14 protein-coding genes are annotated in these 17937 nt (G+C 68.1%); 6 read left to right on the top strand and 8 right to left on the bottom strand.

Annotation, left to right across the window (positions count from 1 at the left end):
- Positions 1–33 precede the first annotated feature (33 nt).
- Positions 34–447 (top strand): hypothetical protein, encoded by a 414-nt coding sequence (locus LIN44_RS17145; protein WP_227315476.1) that lies wholly within the window; start codon positions 34–36, stop codon positions 445–447.
- 87 nt (positions 448–534) lie between these two features.
- Here the strand turns inward: LIN44_RS17145 and LIN44_RS17140 are convergent, their stop codons facing one another.
- The 4 genes from LIN44_RS17140 to uvrA all read right to left on the bottom strand — a co-directional run bounded on the left by LIN44_RS17140 (position 535) and on the right by uvrA (position 8492).
- Positions 535–1221, bottom strand: coding sequence for a BON domain-containing protein (locus LIN44_RS17140; protein ID WP_227315475.1), 687 nt, complete (start codon positions 1219–1221; stop codon positions 535–537).
- Positions 1218–2087: an endonuclease/exonuclease/phosphatase family protein gene (locus LIN44_RS17135; RefSeq protein ID WP_227315474.1), complete on the bottom strand. Its 870-nt coding sequence runs from the start codon at positions 2085–2087 to the stop codon at positions 1218–1220. Before LIN44_RS17135 ends, LIN44_RS17140 begins: the two co-directional genes overlap by 4 nt.
- 40 nt (positions 2088–2127) lie before the next feature.
- The gene (locus LIN44_RS17130; protein WP_227315473.1) at positions 2128–2496 is read right to left on the bottom strand and encodes an endonuclease; all 369 of its coding nucleotides are present in this window, start codon (positions 2494–2496) and stop codon (positions 2128–2130) included.
- Between the two features lie 125 nt (positions 2497–2621).
- Complete coding sequence (gene uvrA / locus LIN44_RS17125; protein ID WP_227315472.1) at positions 2622–8492, bottom strand: excinuclease ABC subunit UvrA; 5871 nt, start codon at positions 8490–8492, stop codon at positions 2622–2624.
- Between the two features lie 226 nt (positions 8493–8718).
- Between uvrA and modA the strand changes: the two genes are divergently transcribed.
- The 3 genes from modA to LIN44_RS17110 are packed head-to-tail and all read left to right on the top strand — an operon-like array spanning position 8719 to position 11327.
- Positions 8719–9510 (top strand): molybdate ABC transporter substrate-binding protein, encoded by a 792-nt coding sequence (gene modA / locus LIN44_RS17120; RefSeq protein ID WP_227315471.1) that lies wholly within the window; start codon positions 8719–8721, stop codon positions 9508–9510.
- 15 nt (positions 9511–9525) lie between these two features.
- Positions 9526–10191, top strand: coding sequence for a molybdate ABC transporter permease subunit (modB, locus tag LIN44_RS17115; RefSeq protein WP_227315470.1), 666 nt, complete (start codon positions 9526–9528; stop codon positions 10189–10191).
- Positions 10188–11327 (top strand): ABC transporter ATP-binding protein, encoded by a 1140-nt coding sequence (locus tag LIN44_RS17110; protein WP_227315469.1) that lies wholly within the window; start codon positions 10188–10190, stop codon positions 11325–11327. Before modB ends, LIN44_RS17110 begins: the two co-directional genes overlap by 4 nt.
- A 91-nt stretch (positions 11328–11418) precedes the next feature.
- Here LIN44_RS17110 and LIN44_RS17105 read toward each other — a convergent pair whose 3' ends face one another.
- Positions 11419–12354, bottom strand: a complete 936-nt coding sequence (locus LIN44_RS17105; protein ID WP_227315468.1) for a LysR family transcriptional regulator — start codon at positions 12352–12354, stop codon at positions 11419–11421.
- 55 nt (positions 12355–12409) lie between these two features.
- Between LIN44_RS17105 and LIN44_RS17100 the strand changes: the two genes are divergently transcribed.
- On the top strand, positions 12410–13396 hold the full coding sequence (locus LIN44_RS17100) for a 2-hydroxyacid dehydrogenase (RefSeq protein ID WP_370641758.1): 987 nt from the start codon (positions 12410–12412) through the stop codon (positions 13394–13396).
- An 84-nt stretch (positions 13397–13480) separates the two neighbouring features.
- Positions 13481–14485 (top strand): tripartite tricarboxylate transporter substrate binding protein, encoded by a 1005-nt coding sequence (locus LIN44_RS17095; RefSeq protein ID WP_227315466.1) that lies wholly within the window; start codon positions 13481–13483, stop codon positions 14483–14485.
- Between the two features lie 48 nt (positions 14486–14533).
- On the opposite strand, the gene LIN44_RS17090 is transcribed toward LIN44_RS17095, so the two are convergent.
- The 3 genes from LIN44_RS17090 to LIN44_RS17080 all read right to left on the bottom strand — a co-directional run bounded on the left by LIN44_RS17090 (position 14534) and on the right by LIN44_RS17080 (position 17896).
- Positions 14534–15904: a serine hydrolase gene (locus LIN44_RS17090; protein WP_227315465.1), complete on the bottom strand. Its 1371-nt coding sequence runs from the start codon at positions 15902–15904 to the stop codon at positions 14534–14536.
- 46 nt (positions 15905–15950) lie between these two features.
- Entirely contained in the window at positions 15951–16430 is a 480-nt protein-coding gene (locus LIN44_RS17085; RefSeq protein WP_227315464.1) for a MarR family winged helix-turn-helix transcriptional regulator, read from the bottom strand.
- Between the two features lie 104 nt (positions 16431–16534).
- The gene (locus LIN44_RS17080; RefSeq protein ID WP_227315463.1) at positions 16535–17896 is read right to left on the bottom strand and encodes a hypothetical protein; all 1362 of its coding nucleotides are present in this window, start codon (positions 17894–17896) and stop codon (positions 16535–16537) included.
- Between the last annotated feature and the right edge of the window lie 41 nt (positions 17897–17937).

Genomic DNA, 17937 nt, shown 5'->3' with positions numbered 1-17937 from the left:
CACCCCCTTGCACCCACCCGAACAGGAGGCATGATGAGCAAGACCGTACGTACCGGCCCCACCCGGCATGCCGGCACCCGCACCGACCGCGTGGGCAGCCCGTTGGCGGGTGGCCGGCGCGAAGGCGCGCAAGCCGCCTCGGGCCGAGGCCGTTCGCGCCAGAATACCGCCACTGGTGCGGCGCGCAGCGAGGCCGGCAACATCCCCAGCACGCTGGACCCGGACCTCGACCAGGAAACCGACGATATCGAGAACGAACTCGAGCAGCGCGATGAAGACGCGCACAGCCCTGAGGAAGAGGAAACGCCCGAGGAAGAGATCGCCGACGAAGTGGTGCGTGCAGCGGAGGCACTGCCTTCCGACCTTCCCGTCGACAAGGCCGACCGCACCGACGAGCGCGAAGAGAACCCGCCCCGGCATCCCGGGCGGGATAGCCGGCGGGGTTAGCTGGCAAACCCTAACTGAACGGCATTAGCCCATGGCACGGCATTGCAGAACCACAAGTCGGCGGCTCCGCTACGGAGCCGCCTTCCGTCATTCCGACGCCAGGATGCCGTAGGGCCGCACCCGGATATGGTTGATCACGTCCTGCACGCCGAACACGCGCTCGGCAATCTCTTCGATGTCGTACTTGCTGCGGCGATCGCCGACGTGCCCCTCCAGCGTCACCAGGCCATCCTGCACCCGCACCGTGACTTCGCTGACGTCGAGCTCCTGCGCATGCGCGAGCCGGTCGCAGACTTCATCGTGGATGCGGTCGTCGCCGCGGCGGTAGTTCTTCGGACCGCCCCGGCCGTAGCCACGGTACGCCGGCGTATCCCAGTCCTCCGCGCCGTAGCCGCCCGAGGTGCCATAGGAGGTGCCATAAGGCCCGCCCGCAGGCCCGCCATACCAGTCGCGCCGGTCCTCCCAGCGCTCTTCTCGATACGGCGCGCGGCGCCGCGACCATTCATCTTCATAGCGGGCCTCGTCCCAGGGCTCCGTCGCGGGGCCCCAGCGCCAGGATTCCACCACCCTGCCGTACCAGCCTTCCTCCTCGGTTTCGAACGGGTGGGACGCATCGCGCGGCAGGCGCTCGGCGGTATTGCCGTAGCGGCCCGCGGTCAGGTTGCGCTGCCTGCGGTTGCGCGCCTGCGCGGGAATGCCGCTGTAGCCCTGGTCGTTGCTGCCGTACTGGTGGTCGGGGCGCCTGCGCAGGTATTCGTCGTCACGATGTTTCATTGAAGTCCTCCTTCACGCGCCGTGGTACGCCGCTGATCCCACCCGCCTTGCGGCAGCTCGAAACAGGCCACCAGCGGCAGGTGATCCGAGGCCACGCGCGCCAGCGGCGAGCGGTGGCTGGCCACCGACACCAGATGCGCGCGCGGCGACACCCAGATGCGGTCGAGCGCAAACAGCGGCAGCCGCGACGGAAACGTCGCCGTGTGCGGGGTGTGTTCGAAATAGGCGTGCAGCCAGCGCAGCGGCCGGCCCCACAAGAACCATTCGTTGACGTCGCCCAGCAGGATGGTCGGCAACGGCGGTGCGGTGGCGACGTAGTTGAGCAACTGCTGCACCTGGTGGCGGCGCTCGCCCGGGCGCAGGCCCAGGTGGGTGGCGATCACGCGCAGCGGGTTGGCGCACCCCGACGCGGTGCACGCCACGGTCGCGTCGATGGCGCCGCGCGGCTCGCAGCCCTTGACGGTCAGGTCGATCTGGTTCACGGCCTCGGGCGCGAAGCGCGTCAGCAGCGCATTGCCGTAGTCGGCGCTGCCGCGCACCCGCGTAAAGCCCGACACCACATGCATGCCGGTATGTCCGGCCAGGTATTCCAGCGTATGGTCATTGCTGCTGCCCGACTCCACCTCCTGCAGCGCCACGATGTCGGCGTCGAGTTCCTCGAGCACGGCGGCGATCCGGTCCGGGCGGTAGCGGCGGTCAGTGCCGACCGCGCGGTGGATGTTGTAGCTGACCACCGTCATCTGGGCCAGGCCCGCCGCGCGCGTCGGCGGACAGTGCAACGCCGCCGGTGCCTCGGCCACGGCCCGGGTGTCGTCGGGCTCACGCGCGTGGGCAGGATTTACAAGGGACGGTAAGTCCGGTTGCATTCGCATGGCCGGTCTCGCTCAACGGTTGAAAGTGCGCCGCTCAGGCCCCGTCGAGGAACTGGTTGGGCTTGCCGATGCGGCGGCCCAGGTCAGGGCTTTCCCAGCGGGCGCCGTCCATATACGGGTCCGGGGTGCGCTGCATGGTCGTGCCTGGCATGCCGGGCTGCGCCGGCATGGTCGACGGCCGGGCTTCGGGCGCGGTGGCCGCGGGTGCCGTCGGGGCAAGGTCAGTACGCGTCGGCGCGTTGGCGCCCTGCGTATAGGGGTCGAACTTGTCGGTGCTGCGCGCGCCCTGCGAATACGGGTCGTAGGAGCCGCGCGGCGTGCCTGGCGTCTGCGCCATGGCGGGGATGGCGGCCGCGGCCACGGCGATGGCAGCGAGGAGTCGGCTGGTGCGGATATGCTTCATGGTTACCTCCGTTAGGGCGCGATGTGCGCGCCAGTAACCATGGGCAAGCGAAAGGCGTGCCCGTACGCCTTTCGCGTCGCCGCGCGCCGGGGGCACGCCCGCCTCACGCCTGCCTCCCTCCTGCCTCAGGCGATGCCCACCCTGCCCGCGTCGGCGTTGCCCCGCGCCAGCACCGGCACCAGCGCCGCACCCGTATGGCTGGCGCGGTTGCGCGACAGCGCTTCGGGATCGGCCGCGCCGACAATGGTGCCGCCGCCCGCGCCGCCCTCCGGGCCGAGATCGATGATCCAGTCGGCCTCGGCAATCACGTCGAGGTCGTGCTCGATCACCACCACGCTGTGGCCGCCGTCGGCAAGCCGGTGCAGCACGCGGATCAGGCGCGCCACGTCGGCCATGTGCAGGCCCACGGTCGGCTCGTCGAGCACGTACAGCGTATGCGGCGCCTTCTGGCCCCGGCGCGTGATGTCGTCGCGCACCTTGCTCAGCTCGGTGACCAGCTTGATGCGCTGCGCCTCGCCGCCGGAAAGCGTCGGCGACGGCTGGCCCAGCGTCAGGTAGCCCAGGCCCACATCCTTCATCAGCTGCAGCGGATGGGCGATGTTCGACATCGCCGAGAAGAATTCCACCGCCTCGTCGATCTCCATGGTCAGCACTTCGCCGATATTCTTGCCGCGCCAGGTCACCGCCAGGGTCTCGGGGTTGAAGCGCTGCCCGTGGCAGACGTCGCACGGCACCTTCACGTCCGGCAGGAAGCTCATGCCGATGGTGCGCACCCCCTGCCCTTCGCACGCCGGGCAGCGCCCGTCGCCGGTATTGAACGAGAAGCGCGAGGCGGTGTAGCCGCGTGCGCGCGCTTCCAGCGTATCGGCGAACAGCCGGCGGATGGTGTCCCACACGCCGATATAGGTCGCCGGGCACGAGCGCGGGGTCTTGCCGATCGGGGTCTGGTCCACTTCCAGCACGCGGTCGATCGTTTCCCAGCCGGTAATCGCCTCGCAGCCATGCCAGCTGTGCTGGACGTTGAGCGGCTTCCTGGCGGCGGCCTTGCCCGCCCCGTTCTCACCCTTCGCCGCATTGCGCGCGCGCCGCGTCGCCGGCGACGACAGCACCGAGCGGCCCACCGCATCGAGCAGGTTGGTCATCAGCACATCGCGCGCCAGCGTCGACTTGCCCGAGCCCGACACCCCGGTGATCGCCACCAGCCGCGACAGCGGCAGGCGTGCGGTCACGTTGCGCAGGTTGTGCAGCGAGGCACCGTGCACCGTCAGCCATTCCGGCGGTTGCGCCGGCTTGCCCGCGGCGCCGGGCCTGACCGTGCGCCGCGGCTGCAGCGGATGGACGATCGGGTTGGCCAGGAACTGGCCGGTGGTGGAGGCCGTCGCCGCCGCCAGCTCGGCCACGCCGCCCTGCGCCACCAGCGTGCCGCCGCGCTTGCCCGCGCCCGGGCCGATGTCGATGATGTGGTCGGCGCGGCGGATGGTGTCTTCGTCATGCTCCACCACCACCAGCGTATTGCCCTTGTCGCCCAGCTTGCGCAGCGCATCCAGCAGGATCTGGTTGTCGCGCGGATGCAGGCCGATGGTGGGCTCGTCCAGCACGTAGCACACGCCCTGCAGGTTGCTGCCGAGCTGCGCCGCCAGGCGGATGCGCTGCGCCTCGCCGCCGGACAGGCTGGGCGCGGCACGGTCCAGGCTCAGGTAGCCCAGCCCCACCTCTTCCAGGAACTGCAGGCGGCTGCCGATCTCGCTGACCACGTCGCGCGCGATCTCGGCATCGCGCCCGGCCAGGCGCAGGCCGTCGACCCAGCGGCGGGTGTCGGACACGGTCCACTGCGCCACGTCGACAATCGCGTTTTCGTCGAAGGTCACCGCGCGCGCCACCGGGTTCAGGCGCGTGCCGTGGCAGTCCGGGCACGGCGTGTCGACCACGCCTTCGGGCTCCTGCTCTTCCGACGGCAGGCTCTGTTCGCGGCCGCGGTTGTCATCGGCCAGCACGGTGTCGTCGAAGGCCGCGCGCTGCTCGCGCGTCAGCGCCAGCCCGGTGCCGACGCAGGTGGTGCACCAGCCATGCTTGCTGTTGTACGAGAACATGCGCGGGTCCAGCTCCGGATAGCTGGTGCCGCATTGCGGGCAGGCGCGCTTGGTCGAGAACACCTTGACCTCGCCCACGTGCGCGGTGCCGCCGTTGTGCATGGCGTGGTCGAGGCCGTCCAGCGGCGCGAGCAGGTGCATCACGCCCTTGCCGGCCTCGAGCGTCTGCGCCAGCAGCGCGCGCAGCTCGGCCTCGTTCTCGGCCGACACCACCAGGTCGCCGACGGGCAGTTCGATGGTGTGCTCGCGGAAGCGGTCCAGCCGCGGCCACGGGTCCACCGGCAGGAATTCGCCGTCGACACGCAGGTGCGTATTGCCGCGCGCCTTGGCCCACTTGGCCAGGTCGGTGTAGACCCCCTTGCGGTTGACCACCAGCGGCGCCAGCAGCCCCACGTGCTGGCCGCGATGGTCACGAAGCAGCTGTGCGGCGATCGACTCGGGACTCTGCGACGTCACCGGCGCGCCGTCGTGCACGCAGTGCTGGATGCCCAGCTTGACGTACAGCAGGCGCAGGAAATGCCAGACCTCGGAGGTGGTCGCGACCGTGCTCTTGCGGCCGCCGCGTGACAGCCGCTGCTCGATCGCCACTGTCGGCGGGATGCCGTAGACCGCATCCACTTCGGGCCGGCCCGCGGGCTGCACGATCGAACGCGCATAGGCGTTGAGCGATTCCAGGTAGCGGCGCTGCCCCTCGTGGAACAGGATGTCGAACGCCAGCGTCGACTTGCCGGAACCCGACACGCCGGTGACCACGTTGAACTTGCCATGCGGGATGTCGACGTTGAGCGCCTTCAGGTTGTGCTCGTGCGCATTGACGATGCGCACCACGTCCTCGCCTTCCACCTCGCGGCGCGCGCGCCGCGCCTGCAGCGCGGCCTGCAGCGGCACGCCTTCGCTATCGACGCGTTCGGCGCGTTCGGCTGCCAGCGTGCCGGCTTCCCCGAGCGCCGCGTCATAGTGGATCAGCGCCTGGCCGGTGTGCGACTCGGCGCAACGCTTTACGTCCTCCGGCGTGCCGGTGCAGACCACGCGCCCGCCCGCGTCGCCGCCCTCGGGACCGAGGTCGATCAGCCAGTCGGCGGCGCGGATCACGTCTAGGTTGTGCTCGATCACGATCAGCGAATGGCCGCCATCGAGCAGCTTGCCGAAGGCCTGCATCAGCTTGGCGATGTCGTCGAAATGCAGGCCCGTGGTGGGCTCGTCGAACATGAACAGCCGGCGCGGCAGAGTGCTGGGCCGGGTCCGCGACGGCGTCGCCTGCGCGGCTTCGGCGAGGAAGCCGGCCAGCTTGAGCCGCTGCGCCTCGCCGCCCGACAGCGTCGGCACCGGCTGTCCCAGCTTCATGTATTCCAGCCCGACATCGACAATCGGCTGCAGCACGCGCAGCACCGCCGCGTCGCCGGCAAAGCAGGCCGCGGCCTCGCTGACGGTCAGTTCCAGCACGTCGGCGATGCTGAGCAGGCGTGGCGGCTGGCCGGGCGCGGCGCGCTCGATCTTCACCTCCAGCACTTCCGGACGGTAGCGGGTGCCGTCGCAGTCCGGGCAGCGCAGGTAGACGTCGCTGAGGAACTGCATCTCGACGTGCTCGAAGCCGGAGCCGCCACAGGTCGGGCAGCGCCCGTCGCCGGAGTTGAAGCTGAAGGTGCCGGCGGTATAGCTGCGCTGCAGCGCCAGCGGGGCCTTGGCGAAAAGCTTGCGGATCTCGTCGAAGGCGCCGACATAGCTGGCCGGGTTGGAGCGTGCGGTCTTGCCGATCGGCGACTGGTCGACGAAGACCACGTCGTCGACCAGCTCCGCCCCGCTCAGCTCGCGGAACGCGCCCGGAGACTCGGTGGCCTTGCCGAAGTGCCGCGCCATGGCGGGATACAGCACATCCTGCAGCAGCGTGGACTTGCCCGAGCCTGACACGCCGGTCACGCACACCAGCCGCTGCAACGGGATCTCGACCGTGACGTCCTGCAGGTTGTGCTCGCTCGCGCCCGCCAGCACGATGCGCGGCTGCTTCTCATCGACCGGGCGGCGTTGCCAGTGCGACGCATCGGCGACGCGCCGGCGCCCGCCCAGGTAGTCGCCGGTGAGCGTGCCGGCCTGGCGGATCGCCGCCGGCGTGCCGTCGAAGATGATGTTGCCGCCGCGCTCGCCGGGGCCCGGGCCCATGTCGATCAGGCGGTCGGCGGCCAGCATCACCGACGGGTCATGCTCCACCACCACCAGCGTATTGCCCGCGTCGCGCAGCCGGTGCATGGCTTCGACGATGCGGTTCAGGTCGCGCGGGTGCAGGCCGATGCTGGGCTCGTCCAGCACGAACAGCGTGTTGACCAGCGACGTGCCCAGCGCCGTGGTCAGGTTGATGCGCTGCACCTCGCCGCCGGACAGCGTGCGGCTCTGGCGGTCCAGCGTCAGGTAGCCCAGGCCCACGTCGCACAGGTATTTCAGGCGCGTGCGCACCTCGGCCAGCAGCAGCTTGAGGGCATCGTCGAGCATCGCGCTGGGCAGCGACAGCGCGTCGAAGAAGCGCCGGATCCGTTCGATCGGCAGCAGCATCAGGTCATGCACGGTCAGGCCCGGCAGCGCTTCCAGCTGCGCGCGGTCCCAGTCGACGCCGCGCGGCAGGAAGCGGCGCGGCGGCGCCAGCACGGCGTCGGCATTGTCCTTCGAGCCCAGGCGCCACAGCAGCGATTCGGTCTTCAGGCGCGCGCCGCCGCAGGTTTCGCACGGCGTGTAGCTGCGGTACTTCGACAGCAGCACGCGGATGTGCATCTTGTAGGCCTTCGACTCGAGGTAGTTGAAGAACCGCATCACGCCGTACCACTGCTTGTTCCACTGCCCGTTCCAGTCCGGCGAGCCATGGATGACCCAGTCGCGCTCGGCCTCGGTCAGCTCCGACCAGGGCGTGTCGCGCGGGATCCCGGCCTTGCCGGCATAGCGCATCAGGTCGTCCTGGCATTCCTTCCAGGCCGGCGTCTGCATCGGCTTGATCGCGCCGCCGCGCAGCGTCTTGCGCGCGTCGGGGATCACCAGGCCCAGGTCTACGCCGATCACGCGGCCGAAGCCGCGGCAGGTTTCGCAGGCGCCGTAGGCCGAGTTGAAGGAAAACAGCGCGGGCTGCGGATCGGCATAGCGCAGGTCGCTGTCCGGGCTGTGCAGGCCGGTCGAGTAGCGCCACACCACGCTGTCGTCGCCGTCGCCCAGCACGTAGATGTTGACGCGCCCGCCGCCCCGCTTCAGCGAGGCTTCGATGGCCTCGACCACGCGGACTTTCTCGGCATTGCCGATGCGGAAGCGGTCCGCGACCACGTCGAGCAGCTTGCGCGCGCCGGTGGGCGACTGCACCACGCGCTGCGCCTGCACGCGCGTATAGCCGCTGACCGACAGCCACTGCTGGACTTCCTCGTCGGTAGCCGATTCCGGCAGTTCCACCGGGAACGTCACCACCAGCCGGGCGTCGTGGTGCGGCTGGCCGGCGGCGGTGCGCGCGACCAGCTCGGCGTAGATGGTTTCGGGCGAGTCATGGCGCACCGGCTGCGCGGTCTGCTTGTCGAACAGCTCCGCCGCACGCGCGTACAGCAGCTTCAGGTGGTCGTTCAGCTCGGTCATGGTGCCGACCGTCGAACGCGAGCTGCGCACCGGGTTGGTCTGGTCGATGGCAATGGCTGGAGGCACGCCATCGACGCGCTCGACCTGGGGCCGGTCCATCCGGTCCAGGAACTGGCGGGCGTAGGCGCTGAAGGTCTCGACGTAGCGGCGCTGGCCTTCGGCATAGAGCGTGTCGAACACCAGGCTGGACTTGCCGGAGCCGGACGGCCCCGTCACCACGGTCATCTCGCCGGGACGCAGGTCGAGATCGACATCCTTGAGGTTGTGCTGGCGGGCGCCGCGAATGCGGATTAGCTGCTTGCTCGACACGATTTCTCTTTCGGATCAGGACGTTAAGGGAATGCCGGGAGACACCCGGACCACTGTACATCCATACAGTCTATCAGGTTGGAAACGAATTCGTATCGATTGCCGGGATCCGCAGCGCAGCCGCCGCCTGGTCACAGCGAGTCTTAGGGTCGGGTTGCGATATACTCCGGTATCGATATCGCTCACAAAAGATATCGCCAGACTGATCAGCAAACCAGGACATCCCATGCCCATGCCTCGCCGCCGCCTTGCCTTGTCGCTCGTTCCTGCATTGCTTGCCATCGCACCGCTGGCACCGCTGCGTGCGCAGTCGCTGCCGACCGTGGCTGCCGCCTCCGACCTCAAGTTCGCCATCGAAGAGGTTGCTGCGCGCTTTGAGCGCGAGACCGGACAGAAGCTGAAGCTGGTCTTTGGGTCTTCCGGCAACTTCTATTCGCAGATCCTGCAAGGCGCGCCGTTTCACCTGTACATGTCGGCTGATGAGGATTTCGTGTTCCGCCTCGCCGATACGGGCAAGACCGTGGACCGTGGTCGACTGTACGCGGTTGGCCGCATCGGTGTGATCGTGCCACATGGCTCACCGTTGAAAGCCGACGGCGAACTCAAAGATCTCGGCTCGGCGTTGAAGGACGGCAGACTGCGGAAATTCGCCATTGCCAATCCGGAGCACGCGCCCTATGGCGCGCGCGCCAGGGAAGCGCTGCAGCATGCCGGCCTCTGGCAAGCGGTCCAGCCGAAACTGGTGCTCGGCGAAAATATCTCGCAGACGGCTCAGTTCGCTACGTCCGGCTCGACCGACGGCGGCATCATTGCCTTGTCGCTGGCCAAGGCGCCGTCGGTGGCAAAGCTTGGCACGTTCGCCCTGATACCGGAGGCGTGGCACCAGCCGCTGAGGCAACGCATGGTCCTGGTCAAGGATGCACCGCCAGCCGCGCGCGCGTTCTATGATTACATCGCTACACCGCCAGCGCAGGAAATCATGACGCGCTATGGTTTCTCGATGCCGCAACAGCAATGAGATGGTGATGCCCCCATGGATTGGCAGGCACTGAAGCTATCGCTGGAGCTGGCGGCAGTCACCCTGATCGTGCTGCTGCCCGCAGGCCTGTGGCTGGGTCGCTGGCTGGCCTACACGGACTTCCGCGCCAAGGCGTGGATCGAGGCGCTGGTCGTCCTGCCGCTGGTATTGCCACCCACCGTGCTCGGCTATTACTTGCTGGTATCCCTTGGCGGCGCCTCGCCGCTGGGTCGCTGGGTGGCGCAGAACTTCGATCTCCGCCTGACGTTTAATTTCCTTGGCCTGGTGCTGGCGTCAGTCGTCTTCAACGTGCCGTTCCTGGTGCAGCCGGTGCAGCGCGCCTTCGAAGCGATCCCGCGACAACTCGCCGAGGCGGCGGCCGTCAGCGGGCTCGGTGCATGGCAAACGTTCTTTCGCATCGAGCTGCCGCTGGCGTGGCCGGGTGTGCTGTCGGCCATGGTGCTGACCTTCGTGCATACCTTGGGCGAATTTGGCGTGGTGCTGATGATTGGCGGCAGCATTCCGGGCGAAACCAAGACGATTGCGATCGCCATCTACGACCGCGTACAGGCCTTCGACCTCGGCGGCGCGAATCGCATGGCCTTGCTGTTGCTGGTGCTGTCCTTCGGTGCCGTAGGCGCGTCGTTATTTGCATCCGCACGACTGAGCGGCAAGCGATGAGCGCATCGTCCTCCTTGCCCGGCGACCTGGCGCTGGACGTCGATATCGCGCAGACCCAGCCCATGGCGCTGGTGGGCGCTTTCCGGTGCGAGCCAGGCGAACTGCTGGCGTTGGTGGGGCCGTCCGGCGCTGGCAAGACTTCGATGCTGCGCGTGATCGCAGGACTGATGCGGCCGGAGCGCGGTCGTGTGACCGTGGGTGGGGAAACCTGGTGTGACATCGCGCGCGGCATCTGCCTGCCGCCACAGCGCCGCCACGTGGGACTGGTCTTCCAGCACTATGCCCTGATGCCGCACCTGAGCGCACAGGACAATGTCGCGCTGTCGCTGCTGCACCTGCCGCGTCGCGAACGGCTGGCGCAGGCCCGCAAATGGCTGGAGCATATGCACCTCACGTCGGCGCAGCAATCGCGCCGGCCGGCCGCGCTCTCCGGAGGCCAGCAACAGCGCGTCGCGGTGGCCCGCGCGCTGGCGCGGGAGCCGCGCCTTCTGCTGCTCGACGAACCGTTCTCGGCAGTCGACCAGATGAGCCGCCAGGCCCTGTACCGGTTGCTGGCCGATCTCCGGCGCGACCTGTCCATCCCTATCGTGCTGGTAACGCACGACCTGAACGAGGCACGAATGCTGGCCGACCGGCTGGTGGTCATGGATGCCGGCCAGGTGCTGCAGCAAGGCTCGCCCGGTGCCATCCACCGTTCCCCGCGCAACGCCCGCGTGGCCGATCTGGTGGGCATACATAATCATTTCCGGGGGCTGTGGGTGGGCCCGGCCGACGAGCCAGGCTGGGGCTGGCTGCGTTGGCAGCCCGGCACGGGTCCCGACCCGGGGCCGCTGCTCAGGGTTCGGGATAAGGGCCGGATCCCCCCCGGACAACCAGTCAGCTGGGTGATCCCGGGCGAGGGCATCACGGTGCTCGACCGGGAGCCCGGGCGTGCGGGCGAGTTTCGCGCTCAGGTGGCGGAGGTTCGGCAACTCGGCGAGATTACGCTTGCCACGCTGATACTGACCGATGTGAGCGCCACGCCGTTGCGACTGATGTTGTCCGGACCCCAGCGGCTGCGTGTCAGCATCGGCTTGACTGTATGCGTCCACCTCGACCTGGACCTCGTCCACGTCATGCCAGTGCGGCATCGCTGACCTCGAGCCGGAGCGGCGCTAACGCGCGGACACAGGAGAAACCCGAAGGCGTACCAACGTGCGCAGATAGCAACCGGTTTGTGGCCCGCTGCTAGCCGCCTTGCCGAGCCGCAGCGCGACCAGCCTGTTCCGCCCGCCGTTCCAGGTACGCGGCCGCAAAGTCCGCGAACACGCGGCACGCCGGGTTATGCGTCGGCTCTCGCCAGATCAGATGCAATTCCGCCCGCACGTCATCGCGCCAGATCGGCCGGAACAGCACGTGCGGGAAATGAAGGTCGCGCGCCGACGCCGGCACCAGCGCCACGCCAAGGCCCGCGCGGACCAGCGCGATCACGCTGTGGGTCTGGCTCATCTGCTGGACCACACGCGGCGGCCTGGCCGTGCCCGCCAGCACCGAACCGATGAGGTCGTGAAAATACTTGCCCTCGGTAGCGGAGTACTGGATGAACGGCAAGCCCGCCAGGTCCTTGCTTCCGATTTGCTTGCGCTGCGCCAGCGGGTGTCCCGCCGGAATTGCCAGTTGCAGCGGCTCGCTGACTGCCAGGCGCCATTGCAGTCCCGGTTCCATGTCAGCGATCGGCCGCATGAAGCCGAGGTCGATGGTGCCCGCTTGCAGCGCGCCGACCTGTGCGACCGTGACCATTTCGTGCAGGGTCGCCTCGATCTCCGGCAGCGCCTCGCCGGCCTTGGCGATGAGGTTTGGCACCAGATCGTAGCCCGCTACCGCGGTAAAGCCGATCCGCACCTTGCCGCTCACGCCTTTGTCGATCCGGCGCGCGGTGTCGACCGCGTGTCCGGCCAGCGCGAGCAGGCGCCGGGCGTCGTCGAGCAGCGCGGCGCCGGCGGCGGTAAGCCGCACCGCGCGGCTGTTGCGGTCGAACAGCCGCACGCCGAGTGTCTCCTCCAGCAGCCGGATCTGCCGGCTCAACGGCGACTGGGTCATGAACAGCCTGGCGGCTGCACGGCCGAAATGCAGCTCTTCGCCCACGGCGATAAAGCAGCGCAACTGGTTAAGGTCGGGGACCATGAATCATGCCAATTATTGGATTGATCGTTGCAAATTATAGTTTAGACATGCATTGATCGCGTTCCTATACTCGGCCCATTCCAACCCGACTTCATGCTCGCCAGTGAAACGCGCCATTCTCCTGACACAGCCGGTCGTGCCCAGCCTGGAAACCAGGCTGCAGGCCGACTACGAGATTCACCGCCTGTATGGGACCACCACCCCCGACGCGTTGCTCGACGAGATCGGCCCGCGCATCGAGGCGGTCGTCACCGGCGGCTCGCTCGGCCTCAAGGCAGCCCAGATGCAGCGCTTGCCGGCCCTGAAGATCGTGGCGGTATCGGGCGTCGGCACCGACGCGGTGGACCTGCCCTATGCACGCGAGCGCGGCATCCACGTGACCACCACGCCCAACGTGCTGACCGCTGACGTCGCCGACCAGGCGCTCTGCCTGCTGATCGCCGTGTACCGCCGCCTGACGCAGGCCGAGCGCTATGTGCGCGCCGGCCAGTGGGGGACGGCGCCGCTGCCGCTGGCCCATCGCTTCAGCGGCAAACGCGTCGGCATCGTCGGCCTCGGCCGCGTGGGCCGGGCGATTGCCGTGCGCGCGGCGGCGTTCGACTGCCCGGTGTCGTACACCGACCTGCGCGCCTTCGCCGACGTGCCCTACACCTTCATGCCGGACATCGTTACGCTGGCCGCCAACTGCGACGCCCTGGTCCTGGCCGCGTCCGCCGATGGCGCCAAGCCGGTGGTCGATGCCGCCGTGCTGGACGCGCTCGGCAAGGATGGCGTACTGATCAATGTGGCGCGCGGCAGGCTGGTGGACGAGCCGGAACTGGTGCGTGCGCTGGCATCCGGTCGCATCGGCGGTGCCGGACTGGATGTCTTCGCCGACGAACCCGCCGTGCCCGCCGCGCTGCTGCAGATGGACAACGTCGTCGTCCAGCCCCATCGCGCCAGCGCCACCTGGGAAACCCGCGACGCGATGGGCTTGATCGTGCTGGCCAATCTCCGCGCCGCTCTGGCCGGTCAGCGCCCGCCCGACACCGTGCTGGCATAGGCCCCGCCCGTCCTCGCCCACGACCATCGCTTCATCGAACAGGCGCCAGCCAAGAGCGCCACATGAATTTCCCAGGAGACACCCATGCCATACCGCGTTCCGTCCGCCCACGCCGTTTCACTGCTTGCACCAAGCCTGCTGGCCATGGCGGCTGTGGTTGCCGTCGCCCCGCAGCCGGCACAAGCCGGCGCTTATCCCGAGCGGCCGGTCACCATCGTCGTGCCCTTCCCTCCTGGCGGCGGCACCGACACCGGCGCACGGCTGATCGCACAGCGCCTGACCGAACTGTGGGGCCACGCCGTCATCATCGAGAACAAGCCAGGCGCTGCGGGCCAGATCGGCAGTGCTTACGTGGCGCGGGCGAAGCCCGACGGTTACACCCTGCTGATGGGCAACATCGGTACGCATTCGATCAATCCTACGCTGTACAAGACGGTGCCGTACAACGCTGTCAAGGATTTCGCACCGGTGTCGCTGGTCGCCGAACTGCCGCTGGTCATGGTGACCGCCAGCGCCAACGCCGCCAATACCGTGCCGCTGGCCATCGCGGCGGGCAAGCGCGAGCCGGGCAAGGTCAGCTACGGCAGCTCCGGCAGCGGAAGCTCGATGCACCTTGCCGGCGCCATCTTTGCGCGCCAGGCCGGCGTCGACATGCTGCACGTTGCCTACAAGGGCGGCGGCCCTGCCGTGGCGGACGTGATGGCGGGACATGTGAACTACGCCTTTGCCACCCTCTACGAAACCATGGGGCTGATCAAGGGCGGCAAGCTCAAGCCCGTGGCCGTGACAAGCAGCAAGCGCGCGCCGCTCATGCCAGACGTGCCGACCGTGGCCGAAGCCGGGCTGCCGGGCTACGAGTCGATCTCGTGGATAGGCATGCTGGCCCCCGCCGGCACGCCGCCGGCCATCGTCGGCAAGATTGCGCAGGACGTGCGCACCGCCCTGGCCGATCCGAAGGTGAAGCAGACGCTGGTCGAGCAGGGTGCAGTGCCGTCGGGCAGTACGCCAGAGGCGTTTGCGTCCGTGATGGCACGCGATACCACACGCTATGCCAAGGTTATCCGCGAGCAGAGCATCAAGGCTGAATGAGCGGGGCAACGGAGATTCCGCATCCGGGCCCCGCCCCGCTGCGCCGCGCTAGCGCGACAGCGCATCCGCCACCGCCCTGAAGGCCCGGAACGTGATCGCGTTGTTGGCCCCATTGCCGGCCACGGGGTGCGAGGCGTACCGCACGATGGTCAGCTCGGCCTGCGGGTCGATGTAGATGCGCTGGCCATGGATGCCGGCGGCCTGGAACATGCCGTGGCTGTCGTGCGAGACCCACCACATGTCGCGATAGCTCCAGCCCGGCAACACCGCCGCGCTGCCGGACCTGGCAAACAGCTCGCGGCTGCCGCCGCGGCGGATATCGGCCACCACCGACGCAGGGATAATCTGCTTGCCATTGAAGCGCCCGTTGCCGCGGATGGTCTCGCCAAAGCGCGCGAGATCGCGCAGCGTGGTGTTCAAGCCGCCGCCGCCGGACTCGGTGCCGATGCTGTCGACGGTGAAATACGCATCCTGCTCGGCGCCCATCGGCTGCCAGATCCGCTCGGACAGCAGCTTTGCCAGCGACTGGCCCGAGGCGCGGCGCACGATCCACGCCAGCACCTCGGCATTGACGGTCTTGTAGGCAAACGCGGCATCGTGGCCGCCGTCCTTCTGCAGCGTCTTCAGGAAGTCATAGAAGGTGCCGGGGCCGTTGTAGTTGGCCGGACGGGCCAGCATGCCGCCGGCGCGCGCGTAGTCCCACACCTCGGCCTTGGGATCGGCATAGTCCTCGGAGTAGCGTACGCCGATGGTCATGTCCATGACCTGCCGCACCGTGGCATCGCCATACGCGGTACCGGCCATCTCCGGCAGGTAGCGCGTCACCGGCGCGGCCGGGTCGAGCTTGCCCTCTGCCGCCAGCATCGCGGCCAGCGTGCCGACGAACGACTTGGTCACCGACATCGCGATGTGCGGCGTATGGCTGTCGAGCGCGCCGAAATAGCGCTCGTAGATGACCTTGCCCTGGTGCATCACCAGGATGCCGTCGGTATAGGTCAGCGCCAGCATCTCGTCGAAGGTGCGGCGCGTACCGTCGGCATCGGTGAACGGGATCGCGCCGATGGCCTGTTCCGCGCGCGGCAGCACGCTGACCGGGCCGGCACCGCGCCATACCGAGGCGGTCGGCACCAGCTCGCGCACGTGCGAAAACAGCCAGCGATTGCGCGGAAACTTGTTGCCCCCCGGCACATGCAGGATCAGCTTGTCCGGCGGCGGCGGAAAGCCCTGCATCCAGCCCAGCAGGTTCGGGTCGGTGGCCAGTGCCGCGCTCACCGTCGTCGCCGGAACGGCAGCCGGTGGCGCAGCGCCGGCTGCGCTGGCGGCGGGCTGGCTCCACGCCGGCAGGCTCGCCGCGAACAGGGCCACGCCCGCCAGGCGGCGCCATGGCCGCGGGGATTTCCGATGGGGCTTCAACAACATGCTGTCTCCTTGCCTTGTTTTGGTCAGGGTGGTCGCCGCCCTTGCCTCAGTCCGCCGGTGCCTCCGCGCCTTGCTGATGTGCGATCAGGGCTCGGGTGAGCTTGTCGATACAGCGATCCAGCGTCTTCACTTCAGCCTCGCTCAGCACCGACAGGAACATCTTTTCCAGCATGTCGCCGCGCTGGTAGGTCTGCGCCACCAGGGCTTCGCCGGCCGGCGTCAGGTAGAGGTTCAACTGCCGGGCATCGGCTTCGCCCACTTCACGACGCAGCAGGCCGCGCTTGGCCAGCGCGGTGACCAGCTTCGATGTCACCGTTTTTTCCAGCAGCACCAGTTCCATCAAGCGCGTCAGCGTCAACCCCGGCTCCAGCCCGGCGAAACGCAGCACACGCAGTTCGCGCAGCCCGATGCCGAATTCCCGCTCGTAGAAGCCGGAGGCCGAGTTCTTGGTCATTTCGCAGAGCCGGTTCAGGCGGAACGACATGAATTCGAGGATCGAGTGGGTGGAGCTGGGGGTGTTGGACATGGCAGCAGGCGGTGGGGCGGCGGATGGATTCTATGGGCAATAGTTTCCGTTGGCAACTATATAATCAAGTAATTTCAGGGCCCACGAGCGCGCCGCGCATCTGATCAAGCCTGGGCGTCGGAGGCTTGCTGCGTGTCGGAATACGGGCCACGCCGGGCCAGCGCATGGCGCGGCACTGGCACCGTACGCCGATACCAATCTTCTACCGAGGCGTCGACCAGACTGAAATCGCGTACCTGCGCCGGGCGGCGCAGCTGCACGCCCAGGACACGCAGTTCCAGAAATTCCGGTGAACGCTTGGTCCGCCATGCCGCTGGCCCGTAGAGCGTGAGTTCGATCTGAAAGAAGCCGTCGTCAGGACAGGTCACCATCATGACCCTGGACGTTTCCTCGGTGGCCTCGCTCCATCCGGTATGCACGCTTAGCAGCGTCGGCGATCGGACGAACTGAGTCAGCTCAAGCTCCCCGTTTGTAAAGGAAATACTGTTGCCGTCGTCCATCGGCACACCGAACCTCGCCGGGCGCCAGGCATATTCGATGGCCAGCACATCGCCCCGGCATAACTGCAAGTAGTAGCGGAAGACGTGGCGCCGCTCGGCCTCCCAGTCCGTGGTCGGGTCGGCGATGCCGGCTTCGTCCCAGGCTTGATGTCGCGGGTCGAACAGCACCACCGCGCTAGGCGGCACCCACTCTTCCTGCCGGGCAGGCATCGCGGCGCGGTCCAGCGCCGTAGACTCGTGGACAATCTCGACGCGCCATTGCCCTGCTGCGTCGCAATGCCATCTGGCGCCGCTCTCTTGTTGTGGCTCGTTGCTTTGCGCCAGGCGGTCGGGTGAGTCCGTTTCCAGCCATGCCTCGATCTGGCCGTGTTCAGTCCCGGACGGGTCGCCCTGGCCCACGCCGATCTCGTAGACACCGTCATGCGGTATGGGGATGCACACGAAGCGCGTGGCGCTCACCTGGACCTCCCGACGCGGCATTCCGCCGTCGCACCAGCGTCCCGAGATGTCGCAATGCCATGATTGCCCGGCGGGCGTCGCGCCCCGTGGCGCGTAGCGCAGCAGCAGGCGGTCGCCACTACGCAGGAAGTATTCGCGGGTGATGCAGATATCCGTACGCGGCCAGCGTTCGTTGAACGAAATGCCGAGAACGTCGAGGGATAGGTGCCAGCCATTGCCCTGAGGGGCAGCGTGCAGTGTTGCGGCTGCCGTCCCGGGCGGCGCTGAACCGTGTATCAGGCACGGCCCAGAGGGCTGCCCCGCGACGCGGAGCGCCTTGTCACACGACTCTGGGGTATCCGACGAGACCGGAAGCGGCTTACCCTCAGCGCCGCCACGGCACAGGCCTGCCAGAACGAGCAATAGCATTCCGCCAGCCCAGATCACGACTGCCAGCACCGCCACCCACCAGCCCGACGCAACTTGGCTGGCCACCAGCACTGCAGTCGCGGCGAGTGTCCAGAACATGGGCGGTTTGGGGGAAAAAAGCCGGGCGGCCGTCGGCGACA

Origin of the sequence: Cupriavidus sp. MP-37 (assembly GCF_020618415.1) — a bacterium.
In the GTDB taxonomy this organism is placed as follows: domain Bacteria; phylum Pseudomonadota; class Gammaproteobacteria; order Burkholderiales; family Burkholderiaceae; genus Cupriavidus.
Note: the sequence above shows the minus strand (reverse complement) of the source record. Positions and strands in the feature narration are given on the sequence as shown.

Bases quoted from the DNA above. Each gene is read 5' to 3' on its own strand.
- LIN44_RS17145 (WP_227315476.1), top strand. From the start codon at position 34: ATGAGCAAGACCGTACGTACCGGCCCCACCCGGCATGCCGGCACCCGC.
- LIN44_RS17140 (WP_227315475.1), bottom strand. From the start codon at position 1,221: ATGAAACATCGTGACGACGAATACCTGCGCAGGCGCCCCGACCACCAG.
- LIN44_RS17135 (WP_227315474.1), bottom strand. From the start codon at position 2,087: ATGCAACCGGACTTACCGTCCCTTGTAAATCCTGCCCACGCGCGTGAG.
- LIN44_RS17130 (WP_227315473.1), bottom strand. From the start codon at position 2,496: ATGAAGCATATCCGCACCAGCCGACTCCTCGCTGCCATCGCCGTGGCC.
- modA (WP_227315471.1), top strand. From the start codon at position 8,719: ATGCCCATGCCTCGCCGCCGCCTTGCCTTGTCGCTCGTTCCTGCATTG.
- modB (WP_227315470.1), top strand. From the start codon at position 9,526: ATGGATTGGCAGGCACTGAAGCTATCGCTGGAGCTGGCGGCAGTCACC.
- LIN44_RS17110 (WP_227315469.1), top strand. From the start codon at position 10,188: ATGAGCGCATCGTCCTCCTTGCCCGGCGACCTGGCGCTGGACGTCGAT.
- LIN44_RS17105 (WP_227315468.1), bottom strand. From the start codon at position 12,354: ATGGTCCCCGACCTTAACCAGTTGCGCTGCTTTATCGCCGTGGGCGAA.
- LIN44_RS17095 (WP_227315466.1), top strand. From the start codon at position 13,481: ATGCCATACCGCGTTCCGTCCGCCCACGCCGTTTCACTGCTTGCACCA.
- LIN44_RS17090 (WP_227315465.1), bottom strand. From the start codon at position 15,904: ATGTTGTTGAAGCCCCATCGGAAATCCCCGCGGCCATGGCGCCGCCTG.
- LIN44_RS17085 (WP_227315464.1), bottom strand. From the start codon at position 16,430: ATGTCCAACACCCCCAGCTCCACCCACTCGATCCTCGAATTCATGTCG.
- LIN44_RS17080 (WP_227315463.1), bottom strand. From the start codon at position 17,896: ATGTTCTGGACACTCGCCGCGACTGCAGTGCTGGTGGCCAGCCAAGTT.